Genomic DNA, 2158 nt, shown 5'->3' with positions numbered 1-2158 from the left:
CCAGTCTGAATTGCCGCGTACAGCACGACCATCACTTGGGCCAGACGCTACCGGTGTCGGCTGGATTTATCAGTACGCATTGATCGATCGCACCGGCCAGCATGATCTATCGCAGCTAACCTCGATACAGGACTGGTTTCTAAAATACGAGCTGCAGACTCTGCCTGACGTTGCAGAAGTGGCAACCATAGGCGGCATGGTACGTGAGTATCAGGTAGTCCCTGACCCGGTCAAACTCGCCAGCCATGGGATCAGTCATCAACAAGTACGCAAGGCGATAGAACAAGCTAACCAGGAAACCGGGGGAGCAGTGCTGACGCTGGGCGAAGCGGAGTTCATGGTGCGCTCCAGTGGCTACCTTCAGTCACTCGAGGATTTCCGAAAAATCCCACTAAAACTGGTTGATGGAGTGCCAGTACAGCTTGGAGATGTGGCGCAGATTCGCCTTGGTCCGGAGATGCGGCGTGGTATTGCCGAGCTGGACGGTGAAGGGGAAGTCGTCGGCGGGGTCGTCATTCTGCGTTCAGGCAAGAACGCCCGCGCCGTGCTATCTGCCGTGCATGAGCGACTTGAGACACTGCGGGAAAGCTTGCCGGAAGGGGTTGAGATCGTCACCACCTATGATCGAAGTGAGCTGATTGATCGAGCGGTAACAAACCTCAGTTACAAATTGATTGAAGAGTTCATTGTAGTTGCACTGGTGTGCGTATTGTTTCTTGGCCATTTGCGTTCGTCACTGGTGGCCATCATTTCCCTACCGCTGGGAATCCTTGCTGCCTTTATTGTGATGCGTTACCAGGGCATCAATGCCAATATCATGTCGCTTGGCGGCATTGCTATCGCTATCGGCGCTATGGTGGATGCAGCAGTGGTGTTAATCGAGAACGCTCACAAGAAAATTGAGATTTGGCATCGGGATAACCCAGGGCAATCTCTGACTGGTAATGCGCATTGGCGAGTCATAGAGCAAGCAGCTGTCGAAGTGGGGCCAGCGCTGTTCTTCTCGTTGCTAATTATTACCTTGTCGTTTATTCCTGTCTTTACCTTGGAAGCACAGGAAGGGCGGCTATTTGGCCCACTGGCATTTACCAAAACCTGGGCTATGGCGGCGGCAGCCGGCCTATCGGTGACATTGGTTCCACTGTTAATGGGGTACTGGATTCGGGGAAAGATACCTTCCGAGGAAAGTAATCCAATCAGTCGCTTTTTGATTAGTTGTTATCAACCCGTACTAGAGCGAGTCTTGGCGTGGCCGAAAACCACCTTGCTGGTTGCCGGTTTAGTTTTTGTTACCGCCTTTTGGCCGCTAAGTCAGCTTGGTGGTGAATTTTTGCCACCGCTGGATGAGGGCGATTTGCTGTATATGCCAAGTGCCTTACCAGGCTTGTCAGCACAAAAAGCTACCGAGCTTCTACAGCAGACCGATAGGTTGATCAAAACGGTGCCTGAGGTGGAGCAGGTGTTCGGCAAGGCGGGGCGTGCGCGGACAGCGACTGACCCTGCACCATTGACGATGTTTGAAACCACCATCCGTTTCAAACCCAAGGACCAATGGCGTGAAGGCATGACAACGGAGAAGCTTGTCGAGGAGCTGGACCGTATTGTACGCGTGCCTGGACTGGCAAATATCTGGATTCCTCCGATACGCAATCGTATCGACATGCTTGCCACTGGCATCAAGAGCCCAATTGGCATCAAAGTAGCGGGTAATGACCTAGAGATCATTGACCAGGTGAGTCGTCAAATCGAACAGGTAGCCAAACAAGTACCCGGTGTTTCCTCAGCATTGGCTGAACGGTTGACTGGTGGTCGTTATGTGGATATCGATATTCGGCGTGGCATTGCGGCTCAGTATGGCCTCAACATCGCGGATATTCAGTCGGTTGTCAGTGGTTTGATTGGTGGTGAAAACATCGGTGAGACAGTGGAAGGGCTGGAGCGTTACCCGATCAGCCTTCGATATCCTCGCGAGTGGCGCGACACGGTGCATCGCTTACGCGATTTGCCCATAGTCACTCCCGAAGGAAAACAAATTACCCTCGGAACCGTGGCGGATATCAAGATTACCGATGGGCCACCGATGTTAAAAAGTGAGAATGGCCGACTGTCTGGGTGGGTGTATATCGATGTTCGGGGGCGTGACCTAGCCTCGGTAGTG

1 protein-coding gene is annotated in these 2158 nt (G+C 52.8%); it reads left to right on the top strand.

What is annotated here, in order from left to right; genetic code table 11:
• Window positions 1-2158 (top strand): efflux RND transporter permease subunit (locus A3754_RS12170; protein ID WP_063519901.1); only part of this gene is annotated, 2158 nt, incomplete at both ends.

Source organism: Alcanivorax sp. HI0083, from assembly GCF_001635175.1.
This window is presented reverse-complemented; position numbering and strand designations above follow the sequence as displayed.